At 57.7% G+C, this 24,061-nt stretch carries 21 protein-coding genes; 20 read left to right on the top strand and 1 reads right to left on the bottom strand.

Features of this window, described 5'->3' with window-relative positions; translation table 11 throughout:
* Positions 1–18: 18 nt before the first annotated feature.
* Positions 19–504 carry a DotD/TraH family lipoprotein gene (locus BAU07_RS26210; RefSeq protein ID WP_066665828.1) on the bottom strand — a complete coding sequence of 162 codons (486 nt, stop codon included), beginning with the start codon at positions 502–504 and terminating at the stop codon, positions 19–21.
* Between the two features lie 881 nt (positions 505–1,385).
* On the opposite strand from BAU07_RS26210, the gene BAU07_RS26205 reads away from it, so the two are divergent.
* The 20 genes from BAU07_RS26205 (at position 1,386) to BAU07_RS26110 (ending at position 24,053) form a co-directional block, all read left to right on the top strand.
* On the top strand, positions 1,386–2,531 hold the full coding sequence (locus BAU07_RS26205) for a site-specific integrase (protein ID WP_066665824.1): 1,146 nt from the start codon (positions 1,386–1,388) through the stop codon (positions 2,529–2,531).
* 811 nt (positions 2,532–3,342) lie between these two features.
* A complete protein-coding gene (locus tag BAU07_RS26200; protein ID WP_232338388.1) occupies positions 3,343–4,086 on the top strand; it encodes a DotI/IcmL family type IV secretion protein in 744 nt (247 codons plus the stop codon).
* 166 nt (positions 4,087–4,252) lie between these two features.
* On the top strand, positions 4,253–5,023 hold the full coding sequence (locus tag BAU07_RS26195) for a DotH/IcmK family type IV secretion protein (protein ID WP_232338387.1): 771 nt from the start codon (positions 4,253–4,255) through the stop codon (positions 5,021–5,023).
* 7 nt (positions 5,024–5,030) lie between these two features.
* A complete protein-coding gene (locus tag BAU07_RS26190) occupies positions 5,031–6,428 on the top strand; it encodes a DotG/IcmE/VirB10 family type IV secretion system protein (protein WP_084026125.1) in 1,398 nt (465 codons plus the stop codon).
* Between the two features lie 9 nt (positions 6,429–6,437).
* Positions 6,438–7,136, top strand: a complete 699-nt coding sequence (locus BAU07_RS26185) for a hypothetical protein (RefSeq protein WP_157122568.1) — start codon at positions 6,438–6,440, stop codon at positions 7,134–7,136.
* 24 nt (positions 7,137–7,160) lie between these two features.
* Positions 7,161–7,775, top strand: a complete 615-nt coding sequence (locus tag BAU07_RS26180; RefSeq protein ID WP_232338386.1) for a hypothetical protein — start codon at positions 7,161–7,163, stop codon at positions 7,773–7,775.
* A 40-nt stretch (positions 7,776–7,815) separates the two neighbouring features.
* Complete coding sequence (locus BAU07_RS26175) at positions 7,816–8,202, top strand: DUF6750 family protein (protein WP_066665814.1); 387 nt, start codon at positions 7,816–7,818, stop codon at positions 8,200–8,202.
* 90 nt (positions 8,203–8,292) lie between these two features.
* Complete coding sequence (gene icmJ / locus BAU07_RS26170) at positions 8,293–9,003, top strand: type IVB secretion system protein IcmJDotN (protein WP_066665812.1); 711 nt, start codon at positions 8,293–8,295, stop codon at positions 9,001–9,003.
* Positions 9,003–10,190 (top strand): hypothetical protein, encoded by a 1,188-nt coding sequence (locus tag BAU07_RS26165; protein ID WP_066665809.1) that lies wholly within the window; start codon positions 9,003–9,005, stop codon positions 10,188–10,190. The genes icmJ and BAU07_RS26165 overlap by 1 nt, the downstream gene beginning before the upstream one ends.
* Positions 10,187–10,372, top strand: coding sequence for a hypothetical protein (locus tag BAU07_RS26160; protein ID WP_066665807.1), 186 nt, complete (start codon positions 10,187–10,189; stop codon positions 10,370–10,372). Before BAU07_RS26165 ends, BAU07_RS26160 begins: the two co-directional genes overlap by 4 nt.
* Entirely contained in the window at positions 10,356–13,445 is a 3,090-nt protein-coding gene (locus tag BAU07_RS26155; protein WP_066665805.1) for a type IV secretion protein DotO, read from the top strand. The genes BAU07_RS26160 and BAU07_RS26155 overlap by 17 nt, the downstream gene beginning before the upstream one ends.
* Positions 13,446–13,482: 37 nt before the next feature.
* Positions 13,483–16,185: a TraM recognition domain-containing protein gene (locus tag BAU07_RS26150; RefSeq protein ID WP_066665802.1), complete on the top strand. Its 2,703-nt coding sequence runs from the start codon at positions 13,483–13,485 to the stop codon at positions 16,183–16,185.
* Positions 16,186–16,273: 88 nt separating this feature from the next.
* Positions 16,274–16,879 carry a hypothetical protein gene (locus BAU07_RS26145; RefSeq protein ID WP_066665957.1) on the top strand — a complete coding sequence of 202 codons (606 nt, stop codon included), beginning with the start codon at positions 16,274–16,276 and terminating at the stop codon, positions 16,877–16,879.
* The gene (locus tag BAU07_RS26140) at positions 16,876–17,481 is read left to right on the top strand and encodes a lysozyme family protein (RefSeq protein ID WP_232338385.1); all 606 of its coding nucleotides are present in this window, start codon (positions 16,876–16,878) and stop codon (positions 17,479–17,481) included. Before BAU07_RS26145 ends, BAU07_RS26140 begins: the two co-directional genes overlap by 4 nt.
* Positions 17,478–17,945, top strand: coding sequence for a single-stranded DNA-binding protein (locus BAU07_RS26135; RefSeq protein WP_066665798.1), 468 nt, complete (start codon positions 17,478–17,480; stop codon positions 17,943–17,945). The genes BAU07_RS26140 and BAU07_RS26135 overlap by 4 nt, the downstream gene beginning before the upstream one ends.
* 85 nt (positions 17,946–18,030) lie before the next feature.
* Complete coding sequence (locus tag BAU07_RS26130; RefSeq protein ID WP_198168953.1) at positions 18,031–18,843, top strand: TcpQ domain-containing protein; 813 nt, start codon at positions 18,031–18,033, stop codon at positions 18,841–18,843.
* A complete protein-coding gene (gene pilN / locus BAU07_RS26125) occupies positions 18,843–20,585 on the top strand; it encodes a PilN family type IVB pilus formation outer membrane protein (protein WP_066665793.1) in 1,743 nt (580 codons plus the stop codon). The genes BAU07_RS26130 and pilN overlap by 1 nt, the downstream gene beginning before the upstream one ends.
* Positions 20,585–21,943, top strand: coding sequence for a type 4b pilus protein PilO2 (gene pilO2 / locus BAU07_RS26120; protein WP_066665791.1), 1,359 nt, complete (start codon positions 20,585–20,587; stop codon positions 21,941–21,943). The genes pilN and pilO2 overlap by 1 nt, the downstream gene beginning before the upstream one ends.
* The gene (pilP, locus tag BAU07_RS26115) at positions 21,930–22,529 is read left to right on the top strand and encodes a type IV pilus biogenesis protein PilP (RefSeq protein ID WP_066665789.1); all 600 of its coding nucleotides are present in this window, start codon (positions 21,930–21,932) and stop codon (positions 22,527–22,529) included. Before pilO2 ends, pilP begins: the two co-directional genes overlap by 14 nt.
* Positions 22,530–22,541: 12 nt before the next feature.
* Positions 22,542–24,053, top strand: a complete 1,512-nt coding sequence (locus BAU07_RS26110) for a GspE/PulE family protein (RefSeq protein ID WP_066665784.1) — start codon at positions 22,542–22,544, stop codon at positions 24,051–24,053.
* The last annotated feature ends 8 nt before the right edge of the window (positions 24,054–24,061 follow it).

Raw genomic sequence — 24,061 nt, 5'->3', positions numbered from 1 at the left:
CATATCCATCGGCATGGCCTATCCCCTCTTTTTGCCGCCTGCTGGCACCGGGGTTTTGTAGGTGAGCCGGATAGTCCTTGCCGGCATGCTCAGCACCACGTCGGCTTGCCGGTCAATCTGCTGCCCGATAGAACGCAGCACATCCGTCGGGGTCACGCTCGTCATCTTTATGTTGATAGCGCGAAGTTGGGTGGGCTGCCCCACCTCGACGTACCGATAACCGTACCGGTACGCGAGAGTCTGGAGCAGCTCCTGGGGCAAGCCGATGTAATCGACGTTGATGAGGTCCAGTTCCAGCATCTCTTGCTTACGCTCAACCCTCGCTTTGCCTTCCGCCACTAGGGCGGCGTACTGCCGCTGAGCATCCGCGGCCACCGCCATCTTGTCCGCCATTAGGCGATTTGCGTACACGTCGGGGGTCACGTCGTCACCAGGCCGGAGTGAGGAGCATCCGCCGAGGAATACCGCCAGGACGACCCACGCTCGCCTTATCTTCCAGATCATGTAATGGCTCCACTCAAGAACGTATAACGTCAATTTTCTAAGGTTTATCGCCGAACGCAAAAGACCGTACGACACGCCTTGCGTCCGTTCGCTGGCACAGCCATACAAGGCCGTGGCTCCGAGCCCAGCCGAATCATTACACATTCTCGACGCACAGACAACGCCCTGGCATCAAAACTCAGCTTTTTTGACACACGGTACCCGCGCAGTCGTCACACTGTTCCGTACGCGGTTTCTACTCATACCACCACGTTATAATCGCACAGCTCACGCCATTATGACGCAATGTTTACGCTCTGTCTGCCAGGTGCGCGCAACTTCATTACGTTTTTCAGACGGCAACACGACTGCTTGCTGCCACAAAACTACGCATTGCTGCCCGCCGTATGAGAAACGTCTGCGGATACGGAGAACAAATTTCTTAGGCCGTGCCGGGCATTCGAATTGAAACGTGATCGCCGACCGACTTGGGATGGTCACGGTCCAGCAGCTTCCCGTTACTTCCCGTCCCTGTACACCACAAAAAAAAGGTCTGCACATACTATGCAAACCGCCTGCATCTCAAATAACATGCACTAGCCGCTTCAATGAACGCGACTTTCTGTTACCGCAATGGGCTTAATAGCCGCAATAACGAATGACGTTTTCAATGAACACGCGAGTGAATATATGTGTACGAGGCAACGTATGGGAAGTAACGGGACATGTGACCAGCCAGCCCCCCCATGCGATCAACTCAAGCTGCTTGTCAGCACGGAACGCCGCAATGACACCTGGTTGGCGGCACGCCCCGCCCATGCACACCCCGAAGGCTGCGAACCCATTGGCGACACACTTCGCCGCTGGGGCCACGGGCCCGCAACATCCGCCAAGGAACCTCAATGGCAATCAATGATGGCAACGTTCGAATCGATGGCAGCAAAACGCCGCTAACGCTTATTGATCGCATCAGCAGCGAAGAGTGGGTTGGCGCCAGCCTGCAGAGCAAAAGCCGCGATGACTACGCCCGAAAAATTCTGGTCCTCGAAAACCAGATCCGCGCCGCTGAGGGAAATGCCACCAAGGTCACTCCGGCCAGGATGGCTGCACACCTGGCCTGGCTGTTCGCACAGCAGAAAATCGCCCAGGCTACGGCCCGCTCCTTGAAGGCGGCAGTCCTCTTCTGGCTCGCAGAAACGGCGCAGGCTGTCATTGCCCATGGCAGCGATGGGCTAAGCGAGTACGAACAGGCCTACGAAAGCGTCCGCGCGCTTGCAACCAACTCCTTACCGCGCCGAACGTCACAAACTTCGAGTCCTAAACTGAAGGCGCTCCCCAAGGACGCACTCGATACCCTGGAGCTCTATGGGAAAAGCACCCCTGGCGTGGTTTACGTGGGGACTTTGCTCGCCTTTCTGAGAGCAAACCTGCTTGTTGGGTTGCGCCCGGAGGAATGGTTTGACGCGGCGACATTTTCATACCTTGGCCCCAATGCGCGAGCGCGCAGTTCCTGCCTCGGGCTCATAGTGCGTAATAGCAAGGCATCACACGGGCGTGCCAACGGAACCCACCGAGAGATCCTCCTGCATTCCATCAGCGCGGAAGACCTGGCCACACTGCTTCACTTTCTTGGACTCATCGAAGCGCATCGAGCCAAGAACCCGACGCTTTCTCAAGATCAGCTCGCAAAGTCTTTTTTCGGCCCGCTCCGGCACTGCATGTCCAACGCGCTCAAGAGGGCAGGGTATCGACCAGGCTCCGCCGCACGTCCAACCCTGTATAGCAGCCGTCACCAAGCTGTAGCCAATGCCAAAGCCAGTGGGCTGACCGATCGTGAAATTGCGGCCCTGTTTGGGCATGTGAGCCCGGCCACCGCAAAGAGTCACTATGGCAAAAAAATGAGTGGATGGATGAAAAACACATTTCGCCCATCCCCAGAGTCGCTTATGGCTGTCAGCGGGCAATCGCCAAAGCCCGATGTGGCTCGACCGGACGACCGGACGCTCCAGGCAGCTACGGAGTGGCTCAAGAGCCCCGGCGCCATGTGACAATCTGCTTCGACCGACCGATGAAATACCAATAGCCCTTGTGATGCACGCCCTTTAGCCCTGCCGAAGGCCATTTCGAAACGCTACAACGCTGCCCACCGCGTCCGCCTAGTCGGGGCGCTGGCACCAGCGCAGCCGCTTGCTCTGAGCCTGGGCAGTAATAACGTGAACCACGCGTCAAAAGTTCTACCGCGTGACCCAGGTGCCAGCGGATTGCAAAGGCGACCACCTAACTGGCGCCTTGTTGCCGCACCGCGCGGTGGAGCCGCTATGGCTGCACTCTAATGGCGGTAGTACGCGCATTTTTAACGCTGTATCGCTCCGATACTTGCGCGTAGATCCCGCACTACATACGCTTTCAATACGCGTTCTTTGCGCCAAGTTTGCGCTGGGAGCCGGGTCAGCGTGTGGCAGGACGACCGCATATCATTTCTAATCAGCCAGCCGACGCGACATCAAAATTTGATGACGATAAGGAATTTGATGAGGCTGCATCAAATTCTTCTCGTTGCGCATTTCTAATTTCCCGCTAGAATGTCACGCTGATTGGAGAAAACTACTATGCTTACGCGGACATCTGGCAGCTCGTGGGGTCATCCGAGAAGGGAGATTGACACCCGAGGCTTGCGCCGCTTCTGCCGCTTGTTGTCCGCTGTGGCGCAAGCGGGGGAACTGCTCAACCCCATCCTGCTTTGTCTGTTGTTGCTTCTGACGGCATGGCTGCTGGCCTTCTCTAATCTGGAGAACATCAGCTTTTACGACGGGACCGCGACGGTCTGTGTCTTGGATGGAACCACGCAGAGACTCCCCCATGTTCGGTAAGAAAAAGACGCGCGTAGATCAGAAAACTGATGGGGCCGGTTCCGAGGATCGCCTCCTGCAGCTTGCGTCCGACACCACGCCAGGCGAAGCGCCATCGGTACTACGCGAGGTGTCGCGGCTTCAACTGGAAGTTGTGCACCTGAAGCGCCGGAACTTGCGCGTCTGGGGTACCAACCTGGTCTTGGCTGGGGGCCTAGTGATTGTGATCGCTGGGACGCTCTACGCCTTCCCGAAGTATCGGTACATCCCCACCACAGATAACCGCGCCATCTGCGAGGTGACCCCCGAAAGCACGCCGCGCGTCAGCGGCGCGGATGTCACCAACTTCGCAAAGGATGCGGTCCTGAACTCATATTCATATGACTACGTGAATTACCGCAGCTTGATCAACGAGGCTGCCGCACGTTGGTACACCGAGGCGGGCCGAAGAGCCTTCATGGAAGGACTTGATAGCTCTGGCAACCTGCGCCGCGTGATTGATGGACGCTTGATTCTTCGTTCCATGGCCACCAGAACGCCGCAGCTGGAGGAAATGTCCCCAGCTACGGGCATCCCCCAATCTTGGACGGTCGTTGTGCCGATCGCGATCGAGTTTTACGTCGGCGGCTCTGAGAAGCCGCTCTCCCGCCAGGAGTTTCGCGCTTCAGTGAAGGTAGTACGCATACAGGCGTCCGCCGCCAACCAGAAGGGCATCGCGGTGGAGTCAGTCGTCCTCAAGCCTCCCCGGAATTGAAGCGATGCGCCGGTACCGATCTTTCGTCGTCGCACTATGCCTGAGCTACGCCTCGCTCGGGCAAGCACAGGACGCACCGCCGCCACCGCCACCGATGCCTCCCAATAATTTGGGCGCAGCCGCGCCCAGGGTCGAGTATCCAAGCGACGCACAGATTTCGGAGGACATGATCCGAGATCTGGAGCAGCTGCAACTCACCCCTGAACAAACTGCCCGCGTAAAGCGGCTTTATCTGCAAAGAGAGGGCTACAAAGCCACCCCTTACGTCGCCCCTGCAAGGCCTGTTACCCGGACCCTCGCCGTGAATCTGGAACCAGGGGTACCACCACCCATTATTCGGCTATCTCGGGGGCAGCAGTCCTCTATCGTCTTCTCCGACGTAAATGGCAATCCATGGATGATCAAGCGGGTGTCGCTCAATCGGCAGTTGTTTAGCGACGGACATACGGAAGGAGGGGGCGCGGGCAAAGACGAGACGCCTACCAATGTGCTCGCTCTTGAGCCACTTAGCCCCGTGGTTTACGGAAACGTGTCTGTACAGCTCAATGGCCTTTCAACGCCGGTCATCTTGACGCTTATTAGCGGCCAAGACGACGTGGATGTTCGAGTTGACGCCAAGGTTCCGGGCAGAAACCCGGATGCATCAGGCACGGTCAGCATCACGTCGCTTCCTACGATCGACAGCGATCTGCCCTATTTCATGGATGGAACTCCGCCCGAGCAAGCAAAAAGGCTGCGCGTGCGTGGGCTCGAAGGCACTGTCGCGTGGTCGTACCACAACAACCTCTACTTGCGCACAAATGCGACCGCACAGTACCCCGCATACATAGCAGCGGCTCGCAGCACATCTGGCGTATCGGTGTATCGCTACGCTGGCCTGCACGATACGGTCACCTTGCTTGCCGGTGGCCGCGCCGTAACGATTTTCATCGAGTGAACATTAGATGAGCGAGAACCACGACGAGCCGCAAGAGCATGTGCGCTCAGAGCCCTCGATTGGAGCATCGGGCTATGAGCCCGAGGATGATGTAACGCCAAGCTCGCCTGTTGAAGCACCAGATATGCCTGCGCGCAAAGCCAGGCCCGCGCCCAGAGCCAGGACCGATGAATGGCGCCGCAATCTCAAATCGGTATTCGGCCACGGCATCGGCCGAATCTCGATCATTGGCGCCGCCATTGTCATCTTGATCATGATCGCGGTGGGTGTGAGGACGCTCACCAGTGCGCGCAATAAGGTTGCGGACACGAATACCGCGCAGTTTGAGGCACCTACAGCCCCTTCTGCGCCCATAGACATCAATCCAGTGTCCGCAAAGGAAGCTGCTCGACGCAACGATGTCGCGAAAAGAGAGGCAGAAGAAGCCAAAAATTCCGGTGGCAGCTATCAGCCTCCCTTCATACCTCAAATTCAGCCGGACGAGGCTCAGCAGAAGCCGAACGGGACAAACGATATTTTCGGAGGAAACCAAGGCTTCAAGGCAGCACCGGCCACCATGCCGGTGCCCAGTGCAACCGCAACGGACAGCGAACAGCGGAGGCTTCTCGAAGAGGCGCGGCGCCGGCAAACGCAAGCCTACGAGGACGCGCTGAAAAAGCGCGACGCGTACGTCACCAAGAAGCAAGAGACCGTGCTAAAGCAGCTTGACAAAATGCTGGGCCAAGATTCGCTGAACAAAATTGGCAGCAACAGCGTTGTCGCATACACGCTGCCCGTCAATGCCACGGCCGCAGCAAGCCAGCCGACCGGAACCGTTCAGCAGGCGAGCGCAGCCCAGTCGTCACAGCGCACGCCGGTCATTCGAACCGGCAACGTGCTTTACGCAGAGACAATTCCGGAGGTGAACACGGACAAAGGCATGGATGTGATGGCCGTTGTCCGTGGCGGTGCGTGGGAAGGCTCCATATTAATCGGCAGGGTAGAGCAGCGGCCCGACGATATTGGGTTCAGGTTCACGACGCTCGCCCCGCAAGATGGACGGCCCTCAATGAGCATCAATGCGGTCGCCATGAAAACCGAAAATGCCAGCCTTGGAGTCGCCGAGAACATCGACCATCACACGCTTGAGCGATACGGCTCCTTAGGTGCGGCAAGCCTCTTGTCTGGATTCGGCAAAGCTTACGCGCAGACACCTGGAACTGCCGTGATTGTTCCATCTGGAACCACGGTGACCAGCACACAGGAGCCCTCAAACAAACAGGTGATAGCTACCAGCGTAGGAGAACTGGGAACGAATTTTTCCCAGGAAATCCGCCGTGGCTTCGATCGCCAGGCGACCTTCTCGACACCGAAGAACCAGGGTATCGCAGTGTTCTTCTTGTCTGACGTGTACGTACAGAACTGAGACAGCACGATGAAAAACTGGTCTTTCGGAAAGCTCATGGCTGTCTTCGGCGGCGGATTTGTCGGCTTCATTGTCGTATCCGTGCTCGTCATACACCTGTTGAAACCTAAAGCACAGAAAGCCTCGATACCGGCACACTTCAACACGGTCCAAGAAGCGCCCTCTGCCAAAACCGCCGCAGCGCATATAGCCACGCCCGTGCCCGCTGCACCCGCTGCGGTTGCACCGGCGACTGTCGGCCCAGACATCGTGAGCGTCCAGCTCGAAAGCACACAAAGCGCTCTGCGCCAGGCCAAGGAAGACGCGCAAAGCCTGGAGAACAAGCTCACCAAAGCGCTTGCCAGCCGAGACGAGACAGCTGCAAAACAAGCTCAACTCCTGATCACACGAATCGAATCTTTGGATAAGCGAATTCGTGCACTAGAAGAAGACCGCATGTTGAATCCGGGGGTCTCCGTTGTCTTTTCGGACACCGGGCGCCCCGTAAAGACGGTAGACAGCGTGCCAGAGCACACCAATGCCCCGTACACACCACCCAAAGGTTTTGTAGTACGAGCGGAGCTCGGCAACCGGGTATGGCTTTCTGATGGACAGCGCGAAATCTCCATTCTCAAAACTGACGCGCCTCCAAAACCGGGCCCGGTCGCACAGACGCAATCTATTCGGACGACGAACACGCCGATGATCTCGTCCGCGTCCAATCAGTAGACCTAAGACCCAGCAGAGCACTCCATGGACACAAGCTTGGCCTCAAATTTTCCGGATCTTGCGACGATGCTGATTGGCATCGGCAAGGTGATCCCTTCGATCATCATGCTCATGCAGGTGGCAGCCATGGCAATGGGCATGTACCTGACGATCGGAGCGTTGGTCGAACTTTGGGGGGCCAACAATGACAACCTGTCGAAGCACATATCCAGTCAGCGCGCATACAGCACCACAGGCGGGGTGATTCAGCTTCTCATCGGGGCTTTGTTGCTCTCGGTCGGAACGTTGGAATTCGTAGGAGTTCTCTCGCGCTCGCTTACGGGAGACTACGCCGCCGTTCGGATGACTGCGGACACATTGTCATATACGCCAGGCCCGAGCTCCACCGCGCAAGAAAAAGCGTTGGCAGTCACGTTGGCGCTGCTCGCTTTGCTGCAGGCGATGGGCTTCGTAGCGATCGTGAAGGGCTTGATGGGCATCAACCGGTATTACAAGCAGAGCGCGGCAGCCGCATCCTTCGGCACGTCATTGACGTGGCTTCTCGGCGGCGTGCTCGCCTGGAACTTCAAGTGGTTTTCCGATGTGATCAACAACACCGTTGGCTTCAACTTCATTTCGCTCTTTTCCTCGCTGAAGTAACCCCTACCACACCCCACCTTTCTACCAGGGAGATACCTCCATGCAACATCGCGCCAACATACTTGGTCGAATCGCGCAGAACGCGCACACCAAGCTTCTGCTGATTGCGGTCTCGTTTCACGCGACCGTGGCTCAAGCAGCCCTGACCAGGGTGGACCTCACCCAAGATGCCTCGGGCGGGAAGACACTGACCAACGTCGCTGAGAACGGCGGGAACATTCTTGACAGCGTGAATTCCTTGATGCTCGCCATTGCGGCGTTCATCGGGCTGATCATCACCATCATGTCTGCCTACACCATCTGGAAGGCGGCCAAGGATGAACGCGAAAAGCCTACCAGCGCCATCGTTGGCATCTTTATTGGCGGCCTGATGCTCGCAGTACCCACGATCATGTGGATCAGCCGCAACTCGCTCCTTGGCAACTAGTACAGAGCTGCCAGCGCCAGGGCAGGGGGGGCCCGACCCCTCCGGCCGCTTACATCCCCGACTTCTGTTCAGGTGCGAGGCACGAACGCGATGAGCCCATTGCTACCCAAGGTTCCGGAGCTCTCACGCGCTGGGCGCAATGACGCGCAACCAATCATCGGCGTCAAGCGCAAGATCTGGCGCCGTGATGACGAGCATGCCGCATTAGCCGATGAGGCTTTCGAGCCGATGCGCAAAACGATCCTCGCCAGGGACAACTACACCTGTCGCTTTTGTGGGTTTCGGGCCTCCAAGTACCAAGAGATTCACCACATGGACGATGACCACACGAACAACACCGAGAACAACCTCGTCACCGTGTGCACTCTCTGCCATCAGGTTCATCATCTCGGAATGTTTGCAATGCGAAATGCCGGGTTTCTGGCAGCATTGCCCGAATTCACCCAGACGGAAGTTAACCACTTCTGTCGAATCATTCATGTCACCAGCTCCTTTGCAGAGCCAGCAATCGCGGATCGCCTGCAGGCGCTATTCGCGCTGTTCACGTCGCGTGGCATGGACACACTCAAGCGGCCCTTTGACTGCGATCTCAGCGATCCGTACCTGCTGACCCAGATACTTTCTGGCGCCGATGACGATCTCTATGCAGCGCGCGATAAATCGCTGGCTGACCTGCGTTTGGTATCCACCAAGAACGCATTCCATGCCGGGCAGCTTGAGTTCTACGCACAACACTGCCGCGATCAATTCTTGCCTGGCGCCTGGTCTCGTCTGGCTCGCCAAATGCATGAGGTTCGCTAATGCGTGTGGGCGCCGTCTACTTTGATGAGTCCGGCAACATTGTCGCCAATGACAGAACAGTGGTGGCATTATCGGACGCCTGGGCGTCCGTCGGCGGAGAACCGGCAAGGCGTGTGCAGTCCGTGCACGACCTTGCAAGCGATGTACTCTGGCTGACAAATTTGACCTGGAACAATTTCTTCAAGGCAGGTTTGTCGAGGCATCCGAATTTCAGAAGCGATGGGTGGTTGCGCACGCTTTTTGGCCAGATCACCACCGAGCTGGGCGTCCACGGAAGTGATGTCTCGCCCGATATCACGGTGTCCGCGATGGCAACCGTAGCGCAACGCGTAGCGGACGTGGCGACCAACGACTACAAGGTCAGAGTGAAGTCCGCACGCCTCAATGATGACTTTGCCACCGCGATAAACGCCCCTGCAAGCGCCTTGCCAGATGCCTACTATCCCTTCTTTGAAGGCATTGCCGACCATCCATCGGTAAGTGTCATACAGACCGCAAACTACAGTGCGTCGTCGCCAACAGTCACCCTACGGCGCAACCGCCTTGCTCATGCCGCACACGTTCTCGCCACGCCGGTCCCTCCGGACGCAGGTTGGGAACTAGAGAGATCCGTCGGTTCAGGTTCAGACCAGTGGTTAGAGTCCATCAAAACGCCCTTTCTGGTCCGATGCACAATATCCAACGTCAACCCACTGATGGCTGAGGTGCTGTCATGGGGCAGTGGATCGAGACAGGTGCGCGAATGGTTGACCGATCTCGAATGGCGCATCGTTCGCGAGTTCGCCAATGTGAACGTGCATGCCGCTCTTATCTGCTCTAAAGAGGCTCAGGTGTTGCCTCAAGCAGCAATGCTGCCCTCCGGGTCGATGGCGCAGCTGTCTTACACGCTGGGGCTCGTCGCCGAACAAGTCTGGACGGCCATGGTAAGCCGTCAACGATACAAGGACACGACACGCTATACAGCAGCGGCCGCTTGGCTCCGTTCTTGTGACCGGATGACGATGTTCGACTATGCGCAGCGCCTGCACGCTCGCGGCGTCGTCGTGATGAGCTACGGAGTCGGAAACGTCGTCGCCAGATACCCGGAAGGCGGATTGAGGCGCACGCTCGATATCGCGACTGACCTGGCGCTCATGCCACCCGCGTCGAAATTCTCCGAAGCTCGCGTAGAGGGAGCACGAGCATGAGTAATGCCGACAGCCTTGCCGCAATTGAAGGCTTCTTGCGATCTAAGTGCAGCTACAAACGACTCCTGGAACTCGATGCCTTGATTCTGCGCAAGGACATGGGGCCAACACACGACGACGTGATACGCAGTTTCGTGCAAAAAGCAATTGAAGAGGTGACGAAGAATGAGCGGGAAACTTGAACTGCTGCTGTTGCAATTGCTCTCGGCACTGAAGACAGATGTCTCTGATTACTGCGACTTGGAAACCGTTGACAACGAGACGGCGCTCGTCGCCCAAGACGGCTCGATGGCGTCAATCGTGCGCTTCCACGGCGCGAAGAACATCGTTGGCCGAGATGCATTTGAGGATATGGTTTCCATGCTGACCAGCTCCCTTGCCCCCTACTTCAAGCAGCGTGGGCACGCCATTCAGGTGGTGTTCCGCCGCGATCTGGACGCCACGTCAACGCTTGAAGAGAATGCAGCTCAGCAAAGGGCAACGGCAGCTCGCGTCGGCTTGTCAATAGACGACTTGATTGACGAGTCGGTAAGAACGTATGCCAAATACGTGTACGACGAAGAATGCTTCTTGGTGTTCTGGTCGCGGCCTGCACTGCTGGACCCAGTTGAACAACGAATGGCATCGGACGCATCCAATCGCTTCCGCAAGGAACATCATTGGCCTTCGGCATCTGAAGCACAGAACCTCCTGCGTCCTATATCGTACCTACGGGACCGCCATGTTTCATTCGTCAGCAAGATCGTGGGCGATTTGAATTCGTCCAAAATGGGGTGTGCTGCTGACGTTCTGCCTGTCGGCGAAGCAATACGAGAAGTCCGTGCTTCCGTATATTCCGAATACACGTCGAAAGCCTGGCGCCCAGCTATTCCGGGCACAAAGATCCCGCTTCGCTGGAAGGAAGACAGCGTGGAGCATGACGCGTCCGGCCTTCTCTACCCACCTTTGCCTTCCCAAATTATGGTGGCCCTAGGCCAGGGCGGGGACCGAAAAAATGAAAGGCTTCCGGACCCCACGACAGTTCGGATTGGCTCACGGGTATACGCTCCGCTCATGGTTACTATTCCGCCGCGAGATCCGCAGTATTTCAATAGCCTGTTCGATGCTTTGAACCGCGCGGAAACTCGGGAAGGGGGGCAGCGGAGAGCATTGCCTTACGTCATCTCCTTCATGCTGGAATCGGATGGCTTGTCTGGCCTCACGACGCTTATTCAGTCTGTTTTCGGAAATTTGCTCGGCTTCACGAGCGAACAGAACCGCGACATCACGATGAGCCTAAAGGCCTTGCAGGAGCAGAAGCGCGACGGGATCGCCACGACAAAGCTACGGATCTCGGCCATGACATGGGCCCGGCATACGGATGAGGGCATTAAGGAACTTGCCCTTCGCAAAGCGAAACTGTGGCGCACGCTTTCTGGTTGGGGACAGCTCGATGCATCTGAACGCACCGGCAACCCGATGAAAGCCTTGCAGAGCAGCGCGTTAGGCCTTACCCCTGTGCATATCGGGACACCTTGTCCTGCTCCTCTGGAGGAGGTTATCTCCATCTTGCCTCTTTCGCGGCCCACGTCCTGCTTCACCCGGGGCTCCGCGATCCATCGGACGCTCGATGGCAAGATCTTGCGTGAAGAACGGTTTTCCGATGAGCAGACGACGTGGATCAAGGCCGTCGTAGGCAAGCCTGGATCGGGCAAGTCTGTGCTCATGAACAACAGTCATGTCGAGGCTTGTTTGCTCCCCGGCGCCACGCAACTCCCCTACATAGGGATCATCGACATTGGTATTTCATCGTCCGGTTTCGTTGATCTGCTGCGGGACGGGTTGCCCCCAGAGCTGAAGCACCAGGCGCTCTATAAGCGCCTGCAGAACACCGCGAAAGACGGCATGAACCCCCTCGACACGCCGCTGGGCCAGCGTCGTGCATTGCCCCGTGGGCGGGAATACGCCCGCAACTTCATCACCATGCTCGTGACGCCTTCGGAGCGTAATGGCGCACCCTATACCGGCATGAGCAGCTTTGTTGGGCGAATGATCGACCTCGCCTACGAGTACCGCTCGGACGACTCGGAGCGTGGCACACCTTCGACATACAAACCAGGCCAGTCTGCGACAGTTGACAGCGCGGTAGCGAAGCTGGGCTATCGCACACGCCCCGCTACGAGCTATTGGGAGCTCGTTGATGCATTCTTTGACGCGGAAATGTTCTATGAGGCTGAGGTGGCCCAACGCTATGCCGTCCCGACGCTCAATGATCTGATGGCTGTGGCATCCAGCGAGAATGTGCAAAACGAGTACGGTGAGCAGACAACCGACACTGGCGGGAGCCTGTTGAAAGCGTTCATCGTTGGAATCCGTGAAACAGTCGCGGACTTTCCCATCTTCTCCGGGCCGACCCAGTTCGACATTGGCTCCGCAAGGGTCTCCGCCTTGGATCTGCAGGACGTAACCTCAAAAGGGTCGGCCGCTGCACAAAAGCAAACTGCGTTGATGTTCATGGCCGCGCGCGAATCCTTCATGAAGAAACTCGCGTACTCGAAAGAAGACCTGCCTTACTTCAGCGATCGCACCAAGCCCTATTTCGCCCGCATGATTGCCGACCTGGTTGCGCAAGACAAGATCATGTGCATGGACGAGCTTCACCGGGCTGGGGGCCAAAAAGGGCTTGAGGAGCAGCTTCTCCAAGATGGCCGTGAGGCAAGAAAGTGGAAGATGGAGATCATCCTGGGCAGTCAACTGCCCGAGGATTTCGGCTCAATCATGAACATCGCTACGGCGATCTTCCTGCTGGATGCTGGAACAGAGAGCACACGTAGGTGGCTTCGGGAGCACATCGGGCTTTCCAACGTGGAAGAGGCCGCATTGAATCAATTCGTTCACGGTCCTAGTAGTGCAGGCGCCACCTATCTTGCGCGGTTTGTCACCAAGACGCAGACGTACAGCCAGCTATTCACCTTGAACATCGGGCCACAGCGCCTATGGGCACTTTCCACGACAGCCGAGGACCGGCAGTTGCGAGACATTCTCTATGAAGCGATGCCACGCATGGTTGCGCGGCGCCTGCTTGCCAGGCGCTTTCCGGGCGGGTCATGCAAGGGCGCAGTGGACAGAATGCGCAGCGAGGCCGCTCCTAACGTTGAGGCTGAATTCGTCGACGACGAGGTGATCAAGGCCATCGTGCAGCGGATCGGTAATGAGTTGATCGCAGAGTATCGCTTGGGCGGTGCTGAGTTGACTGAATTGGAAGCAACGGCCTAGTGGCGCCGGACAGCAAAGGGTAGGGGAGGGCTTATCGGTGCAGTACAAAGGATCTTCTCGCCAGCACGAGATTTCGACTTCGCGCCGCCGCAAGGACACGCGGCCGTTCTCACGCCGCGTGTCCGATGGACTTCGCACAGGAGAGGGCGTGATACTCGGGCTTATCGTGCTCGTCATACTTGCTGTTGGCCTCATTGCCATCCCGTTATCGGGTGAGCTGCTACTGCTCGCGGCCTGGGCATACAAGCGCAAATACGTGCGGCTAGACCACCAGCTCTTCAATTTTCCGTACCGTGTTCCAGTGCTGGCGAAGCTACGGGATGGATCGACTCCGGGAGGACAACTTGGGGCCGGTATCACATATATTGGGCGTGATCTCGAAACAAAGGAACAGGTGTACGCAAACAATTCGGACTTACGTACCCATATGCTCGTGTTGGGCACTACAGGTTCCGGAAAGACCGAGTTCTTGCTCGGCCTAGTTGCCAATGCGCTGGTGCAAAACACTGGCTTTATCTACACGGATGGGAAGGGCGATCCCAAGCTGCAAAAAGAGATCTTCAGGCTCGCACGGTTCTTCGCGCGTGAATGCGACATCCTGCTCATCAACTTCATCACGTCAGGGCGCGACTTCGTAGAAAAGCAGGCCGATAAGGTCACGAACAACATGAACATGATGGGCAACAACTCATCAGGCATGTTGATCGAACTGATTGTTGCGCTTCTGGATGATTCCGGTGGTGGCGGTGATATGTGGAAGGGGCGCGCGATTAGCTTCGTTGCGGCGCTCACGCGGCCGCTTGTCTACATGCGCGACAAGGGCTTCATCAATCTCTCGCCGGAAGAGTACCTGAGCTACTTCGAGTTGAACGTTATCGAAGAGCTGGTGTGGGAGCATGGCGGCAAATACGGTGAGCTCTTTGACACCATCGTGGCACCTCTGCGCTCGTATCTTCTGACGCTCCCGGGCTATCAAAAAGCAAAGGCCAAAAAGCAGGAAACCAAGACGCTGGAGCAACATGGGTTCATAGTCATGCAGTTGACCCGCACCTTCAACGACTTGACCTTCAACTACGGGCACATTTTCAAGACGAAGAGGGGGGATGTTGACTTCTTCGATGTTGTGGTCAATCGCCGACTGCTTGGTGCCCTTTTGCCTGCACTGGAGCGTGCGCCTGACTCCATGCGAATGCTCGGAAAGCTGATTGTCGGGTCTATCAAGCAGATGATGGCAGGCTGCTTGGGCAACCGTGTTGAAGGCCAGGTCCGCGAGATCATTGACAGCAGGCCAACAAATGCGCCAGTGCCCTTCTACTGCATCCTGGACGAATACGGCTACTACGCAGTTATTGGGTTTGCCGTTGCTCCGGCGCAAGCGCGCTCCCTTGGATTCGCCGTTGTGTTCGCTGCACAGGACTTCTCGTCGTTGAAGAAGTCATCAGCTGAAGAGGCGGACGCGACGTGGGAGAACACGAACATCCGAGCAGTCGGCAGGCTTACCTCGGGGCTGAAGTCCGAAACTTGGGACCGCATTGTGGGCGCAGCTGGCGAATCGGATGAAGCAAGGGTCTCGTCCTATGAGCGCAAGACTGACGGGCTCGCCGAGCGATTCCAGCAGCAGGACAACGTGACAGTGGAGCGCAGGGGCCGTCTGGACTATGACGACCTGGCGCAACAGGAGAACGGCGAGTTCACGTTTCTCATCGGCAAGAAGGAAGATGGTGGCAAGCGCGGCGGAGTCCGGGTAATTCGGGGGATGGGCTTCTATACGGCCAGCGACAATCCGCGCGAGATGCGGATCAACGATTTCATCCCCATCGAGCCGCCGGAGCCTTCGGAGCTTCCTATGGCCCGCGCAAACCAGGCCATGGTGATTCGGTCCTTGGTAGAAGGATCATTCGTGGCCAGCGTCCGAAGCTGCATCAAGGCGGACCACGTGCTCACATCGCTCGCTTCCGCGTTGGCCCATAACTATGATAGCGACCAGCCCAAGCTGAGCCGCCGCGACGCCATATGCGCCGCCCTCGGCATTTTCTTGGACGGCAGCGCTGCGGCAGAGCAGGGCACGCCTGATACCAAGTCGGGTTCCACCGCAGGGGGGCTCAAAAACGCCCTTGTGGCACCTACAACAGTTCCACCGTCGAACGGCAACACGCCGCCCACGGAGTCCACTACGCCCGAACCCACCGCTGCAATTGTCAGCGCAGTGACGCGCGCCCTCATGAGCGTCGCTACCCAGCCAAGTGGTGCCATAGACGATATCGCCGACGTAAACACAGGCGATGATGAACAGGCAGCCGCCTACTCAGGCGCACAGGCGCTTGGCCAAGCCTCTGATGAAGACGAAATAAGCATTGACGGTGCGCTTGTAACAACGAACCTGATGCTGACCGGTCAGGACCATAGATCGTTCCGGGAACGTGCCCTACCCATCCTCAGGCGACATCTGATGGAGCTCGATATCGCCGAGGATTCTGACTGGATGGAAGACCCGCTCTCGGTGGCCGACCGCGACGCGATGCTGGAGATGGAGGTTGTCGCGCGCGGTGAGGCATTCGACAGCCTGGAAGAGCGCTGGGCGGCTGAAGACCGCATATCCGCAGCCCAGACCGCGATCTCTGAGCAGACGACCTATATCCATCCCCCAGAGCCCAGTCCCGTGACGATTGACCAGGCGCAGTTGAATCTGGACGACCTAGCATCCCAAGCCCAACGCATCGTGAAAAGCGACTTTAAGTAGGGTTATTTCTTCTCCACTCAGAAATTGACCATCACCTATTTTTGACAGATAATCAGATTTATCTTTTTTGATGGGCGATGGTGTTCGCGTGGGCATTTTGCATAGACCGAGAAAAGCGGCGAAATTCGTCTTCGTGGACATGCCCCTTGGCGTGCTTGGCCTGTCGCAGTTGCGCTTGGGCAACCGGCTCATTCGGGACTTGTGGGCCTCCCTGAGGAATGTCACGTGCCCACAGTGCAAACACGGCGTACTGATCCGCCATAGCCATGAGCGCGACTCCGCTGCGGACGTTTCCGACGTGCGTTATCCCTGGGCGTGTACCCACTGCGATTTTTTACTTCTTGAGGTCGCGGACAAGCAGGCAGTAAGAGACACGGTGCGCTCTATGCGCAATCAGGAAGCTGTCGAGGCGCTGGGTGATCTGGAGTTTTCCGCGCGACAAAAGCGCGTGCGCCAGTATGCGATCCACTCACGCATCTTTTTTGTCCTGAGCGTCGCGGCGTTTGGTGGATTTCTCTATCGCTTGGCGACCGGCGCGAGCTTAGTCTACGCAGCGAACTTAGCGTCCTTGGGCCTGGCGTGCGGCGCGGTGGCACTCAAGGCCAGCTATCGAGCCTGGCAGGTCGAGACTGGCACCCTCTTTGTTGAGGGTGCGTTCCTGCGCTTTCTCCGAAATGAGCGGTGGTTCCGATGAGGATGTCCGTTGGCCCTACTGCCGTCGCAGCGCTCCTGGCCCTGGCTTGCGGTTACACGCATGCCACCCCTTCGGACGGTGCGCCGCAGGACGGCATCCAAAATACAAAAAATCGATCGTACGCTCAAATTTCCGATTACGGGTATCGCCCGGCCACCATCGAGTGCGTTATCGCTGCTGCGCAGCGCCAGAACGTCCCAGCAAATGTATTGCTGGGAATTGCCAGCATCGAGATGGGAGCCAATGGCGACCGAATAGGGAACTCGAACAAGTCACTTGACTTGGGCCACTTCGGGATCAACACCGTTCATTTCAGACCAGGCGGGCTTCTCGCCAACGCGGGAATTCGTCCTGAGGACGTGGCAAGTCGCGGTTGCTACAACGCCGAAGTCGCGGCCTGGTTGCTTGCAAGGTGTCTGCGCGAGCAGCGGGGCGCCGACTTCTGGGTGTGGGCAGCGAACTATCACTCTGCAACCCCCAAATTCAATGCTGCCTATCGGCAGAAATTGATCCGGTTCTCCGCACAGTGGGGCCGGTGGCTGCAATACAGATACCCGCAGGTATCTATCTACCAACCTCACCCTTTAGGGGACCAGCAATGAGTCGCATCAACAATATGTTCGACCTGACGGGCTTCGTCGGGGCCGATCCGGAAATTCGCTACAACTCGAACACTGGCAAGCCGATCGTCCTCGTCTCTCTCGGCGTGGACGGTTCGTACAAGAAGCCTGACACCAAGGAACTGGTCGAGCACACCGACTGGATTGACTTGACCGTCTACCGGGAAGGGCTGGCTGGCGTTTTCGAGCAATACGTCAAGAAGAGCTCGGAAATCCATGTGCGTGGCTATCTGCGCAAGCAGGTCTGGGAATCCCGCGATCGTGTCAATGAAGATGGCACCCCGAAGCGCGAAAGCCGCATTCAGCCGGTCGTGACCGAAGTTCGCTTGTTACGCCGTCCGAAGGACAGCACGGGCGCCGCGCCTGGCCCGGATTTGGCGGGCGCCAATGCCGCTGCTGCTGCCGCGAGCATCCCCTCGGATCTGGATGACGACATCCCGTTCTAGCGGGCACTGGCCCAGGGGGCAACCCCTGGGCGCGTTTTGATTACCCGCCCCGGATGGGGCTCTCAACCCGAGCATGCAACTGGTTATGAGAAAACCCTACTTTCTGCTGTCGATTCTGGCCGTGATCACCCAAGCGCACGCGGGCCTGGTGATCGAGCCGGAACCCATGGCAGCGCCTATTCCATACACCCCAGTCGCTCCGGTCGCTGCCCCCGCCCTTTACCCGCCTGCCGCACCCATTGCCCCCTATCAGGCCGCTCCTACCGCGCCTGCGCCAGTGGCCGCGCCATCTGCCCCTCCGCTTGCCGCCGCGACACCAGCCCCGGGCAGTCTCCAACAATTTCTGGCGCAGCCGGTCATGTCGCAAGCTGCGCCCGGCGCAGCTCAGTCCGACGGCAGTAGCGATCAAGCGCGCAAGCTGTTGGCCGAGGATGCCACCAAAATCATCAAGCAGGCGCCTGCCCAAGCGGCAGGCGCAACCAACAAGCCGCTTGCCGACAAGACCAGCAAACCAGAGGCTCCGAAGTCCAACGGAAAGCCGTCAGCACCTTCACCTGAGCCTGTGAAAGCTGAGGAAACCAAGGCAGTGGCGGCGGAGCAAAAGAGCGACGTTGTAGAAGTGAAGCCTACCGCCGATGCGGAACCCTTGCCGTCATGGATTGCTAACGCAGGCACCACGCTACGCCAGACGGTTCAAGACTGGTCTCACCGCGAAGGTTGGGATGTCCGCTGGGAGGCCGAACTGCTGGACTATCCCATTGAGGAACGCTTCACGATGGTCGGCAAATATCTCGATGTCATCACGCGCACGTTCGAGCTCTACAAGGACGCCAAGCGTCCCTTCAAAGTTGAAATCTATCCCTCCCAGAAGCTCGTCGTCGTGAAGGAGAAGAAGTAATGCGCCGCGCCATACTAACCCTGATCACTCTCGCGACGCTTGCTGGATGCGGATCGTTTGATCGCACGAAGGAAACGCTGCAAAAGAACGATACGACCGCACAGACCGTTACGGACGATTTGCGGGGATCGCGCTCACAACGCCCCGAGACCGTGAGCGTCATGGAACAGCCATGGGTGTCGCGCACGCCCGTGCCTGTCACTGTCGAAAAGAAGCTACCCGCAGCACTGCGCTGCAACGTGACTTTCGCACCTATCCAGCCGGTGTCGATCTACGAGTTCGGGCAGACGATCACGAGCCTATGCGGTGTGCCCGTTCGCATCACGAAAGACGCGGTGGATTATCTAAGCGGTGCCAGCGCCAATACCGCCTACACCGAGCTTGCCTCATCAGCGCTGCCTCCATTGCCGCCGTTGCCGCCCGGCATGGCGCCTGGCATGCCGCAAGGGGGCAATGGTCGCGGACAGAATCAGATTACGCCGCAGATGCGAGGCAATGCCGCCGATCTGGGCCAGATGGGGCTTGTCGCCAATATCAAATGGCAAGGCAAGCCCGTCGGTGGACTTCTCGATGTGGTGACCTCACGGCTGGGTCTTTCCTGGCGCTATGCGGACGGGATCATCAGCGTCTATTACCTCGATACGCGCGTGTTCCGGATCACCGCGATCCCGAGCAAGACCTCGATGAAGACCAACGTGGCTTCCGGAAACCAACTGAGCAGTTCCGGCAGCACCGGCGGATCTTCTTCAGGTTCGGGATCGAGCAGCGCGGTCGAAATCTCGGGTGGTAGCACCCAAAACACCGAGGTGGCGATCACCACCAATATCGCAGGGGACATCGAGAAAACCCTGAAGAGCATGCTCACGCCTCAGGGCAAATTGTCGGTGTCCTTTTCTACTGGCTCCGTGGCTGTCACGGATACGCCGGAGGTGCTGGATCGCATCGATACATACCTGAAAGCCGAAAACGCTTCGCTACGGCGGATGGTGCGGATCAATGTGGACATTATGGTTGTGACGCTGGATTCCAGCGATCGCTTCGGCATTGACTGGAACGTTGTCTACAAGCAGATCACCGGCAAATACGGCGCTGGGCTTGTAAGCAACATGACCCCTGCGGCGGACTCTGTGGTCGGAAACGTCGGCGTTCTGGATACCGCAAACAGCTCGTTCTCCGGGACCAAACTACTGTTTGAAGCCCTCTCCAAGCAGGGCTCCGTATCGGTAGTCACAACGCCTACCATCAACACATTGAATTTGCAGCCAGCGCCTTTGCAGATCGCCGAACAGCAGGGGTACGTCAAAAACAGCAGCACGACGCTCGCATCCAACGTGGGCGCGGTCAGTTCGTTGGAGCTGGGCACGGTGACGACTGGCTTCAACGCCAATGTGCTGCCGTTTGTAATCGACTCAGACAATCTCATCCTTCAATTCAGTGCGTCCATATCGCCGCGCGCCAAGCTCCGACCTGTCAGCAACGGCCAGGTTACCGCCGAGGCGCCGGAGACCAGCTCGCGTACATTCTCCCAGCAAGTCGCATTACGCTCAGGCCAGACGGTTGTCCTTTCAGGCTATGAGCAGTCAAGCGATACCGGCAACAGGACAGGGGTAGGCGATCCGGGTTTCATGGCTCTTGGTGGCGGGTTTGATCGGTCCACGACGCGCGAAGTACTGGTGATCGTGCTCACGCCGGTCATCGCCGAGCCCGCGCCCACGATGGCTTCGTCAGCCGGGGGTGTCTGATGTCGCGGCACGACACGCTTGATGCGGAGCCGAATGACAAGGGTGGGGTGACCGTCCTTTCCATCAATGGCCGGAAATTCGTGGTCGGGCTTCGCTGGCAGGCATTGAAGAGCTCGGTTAACTTCATGCGTGAAGCGCGCCTGTTCGGCAAGGAACACGGCATGGATATCGTCGTGATCCGTGAAGGCCTGATCATTCAAGGAGGGTTTGTCTCCAAGAAATCAGGCGTCACGAAGGAGATGTATAGCGCTGCCTCAGTGTTGACCGACGTACTTGGACAATCCTGGCTATCCGTCTTCCAATTGGCCGAGGATCTGTTTTATCTAGTCGCTGCGGATAAGAATGCGGTCATCCCGGACAGTGACTTCATTGGCACCGAAGCGAGAGTACGTCAGCGAATGATGGAGTTGAACTCCATGTTCGAGTGGTCCGACGATCAGATAATTGCGCCTGAGTCGTGGTCCTTTGCCGGTACCGAAAAGAAACTTGAGTCCCTTCTTACACCACAGAACGCCAAAAAGAAACACAAGCTCAAGCAGCTCACCTTTGGGCTATCGAAAAGGGAATGGCTTCGCATCGGCGGACTCGTCGCGGTGGCCGGTGCGGTAGGCGTCGGCGCATGGACCTACTATCAAATGGCCGCGCGCGCCGAGCGCGAGCGAATCCGACAGGCGCAGGAAGCGCACCGGGCAGAGCTCGCGCGGCTTGACGCTGAACAACGGCGCCTCATCGCATCGACCTCGCTGACCAGGCCGTGGACGCTCAAGCCCCGGTCAAGTCAGATGTTGCACCTATGCCAAGAAGCCATCTACAGCTTACCTATTTCGATTGGCGGCTGGGCTTTCGAGAAAGCGACTTGCAAACCTTCGATGCTCGATGCCACATACGAGCGCAAGACTGGAGCCTCCAACGTCGATTACTTGACGGAGTTTTCGCGCGTGTTCCCGACAGGCGATGTCAAGACGCTCATCAACAACGACAACACTGCCACGTTCTCCCTGGCCATGAACATGTCTCCGGGTGGTGACGAGCTCAACCAGATGCGTAAGAACGTCCGCGACGTGTTCGTGTCGCACTTTCAGCGCATTGATCTCCCGTTCAAGGTCGATGCGAAGGAGTCTGAGCTGATCGTTCCTGAGTTTCTTCCAAACGGTGCCCCCTGGCCGAAGAATGCAGCACCTCCGGCCCCGACGTGGAATACCTATGCGTTCGTCTTCGAGAGCGCTGACATCCCTTCAAACATCTTGAGCGGGCTTCCCGAAGACGGAATTCGGGTAGCGATCATTGAAGCGCAATTCAAGGAGGAATCTGCCTCCTTTTCATGGAAAACGGTAGGAGAACTATATGGTCTGCGATAGCGCCTTTATACGGCTTGTTGTGTTGTCCTTGGCACTAGGCGTGATCTTCCCGGCCCAAGGCGAAGAACGAGCGCCCGCCAAGGGCGAACCGCAACTGGCACTGGCACATCCTGCCATCAACGTGCCGAAACCTACTTCTGACTCGCCGGGCCTCCAAATCACACCGCAAGCTCAGGGGGCGACCGTCGGAATGCTGGGGCGCCTATACGAACAGCGACTGCTTATCAAGGCTCAGGTGGAAGTGATGAACGCCCAGGCTCAATTGAAAAGCAGGGGAGTTACTACGGCCAAGATCGAAGAGTCGTATGCACCAACGGTGAAGATGGTCCAAGGTGTAGGAAACAGTCTGTACGCCACCTTTCTCTATCCAGGCAACATGACCATGGATGCGCGTGAGGGCGATGTGATATCTGGAGGGTACAAGGTCGAGTCGATCAGCGTTAACCAGGTCGTTCTATCCAAAGAAGGGGAACGGATTCGCCTCGGCTTCTCCGCGAGTCCTCCTACGCCATTGCCATCGCTGGAGTCCTCGGGATATGCCGTGCCGCCCATGCCCGGCCGGATGGTTGGCAATCAAGGCTTCTGAAAGGGCAGCGAAATGAGCAACGAGATCCACCCCAAACCCCACGCCACGTATTTGCATAAGGCAGATCTGCGGCAGAAGCTCGTGTTTGCTGATGATGAGTGCATTTACATCAACAGCGTACATAAACGAGACATCGACGTTCAAGGCGAGATCGCTGATATCCGGCGCTGGGTTGGGCATGACCGCGTGCGGATGGAGTTCGTCTTTCTCACCAAGATCGAAGCGATCTATGCGGGCAACCCCGGGCTTGCAATCGAGGCCGTCGGTCAACAGGACTCGCATACGAATCGCCAGGAATACCTCATTCGCCTCATGCGCAATGCCATGTTGAAAGGGGCGAGCGACATCCACATGGTGGTGGCTCACAGCAAAGCGAAAATTCAATTCCGCATTCATGGAGAGCTGCACACTGAAAGTGAAGTGTCGGCAGAAGAGGGGCTGTACATGATGAGCGCCCTCTACAACTCCATGATCGACTCTTCGAGTGATCCCAATTTTGACGAGAACCGAAGGCAGCAGGGGAGGCTGAGAAAAGAGTACGCGGACAAAGCGGGGATTTGGTCGGGACGGCTTGCGACCACTCCTGCTGAAAGTGGCGTGGCGATGGCATTGCGCCTGCTCTATAAGCGACGTACGGGTAGACCGTCCACCGCTGAGCTGGGCTACCTACCGGAACAAGTCGAAAGACTTAACGAGACTAAGCGGCGGGGAACGGGAATCTGCGTCCTCTCCGGTGGTACCGGCTCAGGAAAATCCACTACCTTGGAAGTTTTGCTGTCGGAGTACAGCGAAGATGTCGGCGGGAAACACCGTGTGCTGACCATCGAGCACCCCGTTGAATTTCCAATCTCCGGGGCAGTGCAGACGCCAATCATCGACAAGAACGGCTTGGACGACGACGGCGTTGCTGCCGAGTTCGCAAATGCCATCACGCATAGCATGCGGTTGGATCCCGACATCATGATGGTCGGCGAGGTGAGAAGCATCGGTAGCGCCCGCGCGGCATTCGCCGCCGCGATGACGGGGCACGGTATGTACACGACCATCCACGCCAATGACTGGCTTACCGTGTTTGACCGCCTACGTGATCTCGGCATCACGGACAGCTTGCTATATGACCCCACCCTTATACGGTGCATCGTCAATCAGTCGCTCGCTCGCACTATTTGCCCGCACTGTCGTCTCAAGTTCACAGAACACGGCGGCAAGTTGCAGAAAGACCTGCGAGAGCGCGTGGAAAAGTACTGCACGCCTGAAACGGTCTGGCTCCGTGGCCCTGGATGCAGCTCATGCCTAGATGGCATCGATGGGCGGACGGTGATCGCTGAGGTGGCAACCCCAACGCGCGCGCTGATGGAGGCCTATAAGGTCAGCAAGTTCGCCGCGTACGACTACTGGAAGCAGCACGGCGGCATTACGAAGTGTGCGCATCTGCTCCGTCGGATCAACGAGGGCCGCATCTGTCCAGAGACTGGGGAGCTCGATGTATGCCTGTTGGATACCGACGAACTCCTGGTGGCATAAAGGAAAAT

It is taken from the genome of Bordetella flabilis (assembly GCF_001676725.1).
GTDB lineage: Bacteria > Pseudomonadota > Gammaproteobacteria > Burkholderiales > Burkholderiaceae_B > Bordetella_C > Bordetella_C flabilis.
Note: the sequence above shows the minus strand (reverse complement) of the source record. Positions and strands in the feature narration are given on the sequence as shown.

What these genes read in the sequence shown, in the direction of transcription:
- BAU07_RS26210 (WP_066665828.1), bottom strand. Translation starts at nt 504, where the DNA reads ATGATCTGGAAGATAAGGCGAGCGTGGGTCGTCCTGGCGGTATTCCTC.
- BAU07_RS26205 (WP_066665824.1), top strand. Translation starts at nt 1,386, where the DNA reads ATGGCAATCAATGATGGCAACGTTCGAATCGATGGCAGCAAAACGCCG.
- BAU07_RS26200 (WP_232338388.1), top strand. Translation starts at nt 3,343, where the DNA reads ATGTTCGGTAAGAAAAAGACGCGCGTAGATCAGAAAACTGATGGGGCC.
- BAU07_RS26195 (WP_232338387.1), top strand. Translation starts at nt 4,253, where the DNA reads ATGATCCGAGATCTGGAGCAGCTGCAACTCACCCCTGAACAAACTGCC.
- BAU07_RS26190 (WP_084026125.1), top strand. Translation starts at nt 5,031, where the DNA reads ATGAGCGAGAACCACGACGAGCCGCAAGAGCATGTGCGCTCAGAGCCC.
- BAU07_RS26185 (WP_157122568.1), top strand. Translation starts at nt 6,438, where the DNA reads ATGAAAAACTGGTCTTTCGGAAAGCTCATGGCTGTCTTCGGCGGCGGA.
- BAU07_RS26180 (WP_232338386.1), top strand. Translation starts at nt 7,161, where the DNA reads ATGGACACAAGCTTGGCCTCAAATTTTCCGGATCTTGCGACGATGCTG.
- BAU07_RS26175 (WP_066665814.1), top strand. Translation starts at nt 7,816, where the DNA reads ATGCAACATCGCGCCAACATACTTGGTCGAATCGCGCAGAACGCGCAC.
- icmJ (WP_066665812.1), top strand. Translation starts at nt 8,293, where the DNA reads ATGAGCCCATTGCTACCCAAGGTTCCGGAGCTCTCACGCGCTGGGCGC.
- BAU07_RS26165 (WP_066665809.1), top strand. Translation starts at nt 9,003, where the DNA reads ATGCGTGTGGGCGCCGTCTACTTTGATGAGTCCGGCAACATTGTCGCC.
- BAU07_RS26160 (WP_066665807.1), top strand. Translation starts at nt 10,187, where the DNA reads ATGAGTAATGCCGACAGCCTTGCCGCAATTGAAGGCTTCTTGCGATCT.
- BAU07_RS26155 (WP_066665805.1), top strand. Translation starts at nt 10,356, where the DNA reads ATGAGCGGGAAACTTGAACTGCTGCTGTTGCAATTGCTCTCGGCACTG.
- BAU07_RS26140 (WP_232338385.1), top strand. Translation starts at nt 16,876, where the DNA reads ATGAGGATGTCCGTTGGCCCTACTGCCGTCGCAGCGCTCCTGGCCCTG.
- BAU07_RS26135 (WP_066665798.1), top strand. Translation starts at nt 17,478, where the DNA reads ATGAGTCGCATCAACAATATGTTCGACCTGACGGGCTTCGTCGGGGCC.
- BAU07_RS26130 (WP_198168953.1), top strand. Translation starts at nt 18,031, where the DNA reads ATGAGAAAACCCTACTTTCTGCTGTCGATTCTGGCCGTGATCACCCAA.
- pilN (WP_066665793.1), top strand. Translation starts at nt 18,843, where the DNA reads ATGCGCCGCGCCATACTAACCCTGATCACTCTCGCGACGCTTGCTGGA.
- pilO2 (WP_066665791.1), top strand. Translation starts at nt 20,585, where the DNA reads ATGTCGCGGCACGACACGCTTGATGCGGAGCCGAATGACAAGGGTGGG.
- pilP (WP_066665789.1), top strand. Translation starts at nt 21,930, where the DNA reads ATGGTCTGCGATAGCGCCTTTATACGGCTTGTTGTGTTGTCCTTGGCA.
- BAU07_RS26110 (WP_066665784.1), top strand. Translation starts at nt 22,542, where the DNA reads ATGAGCAACGAGATCCACCCCAAACCCCACGCCACGTATTTGCATAAG.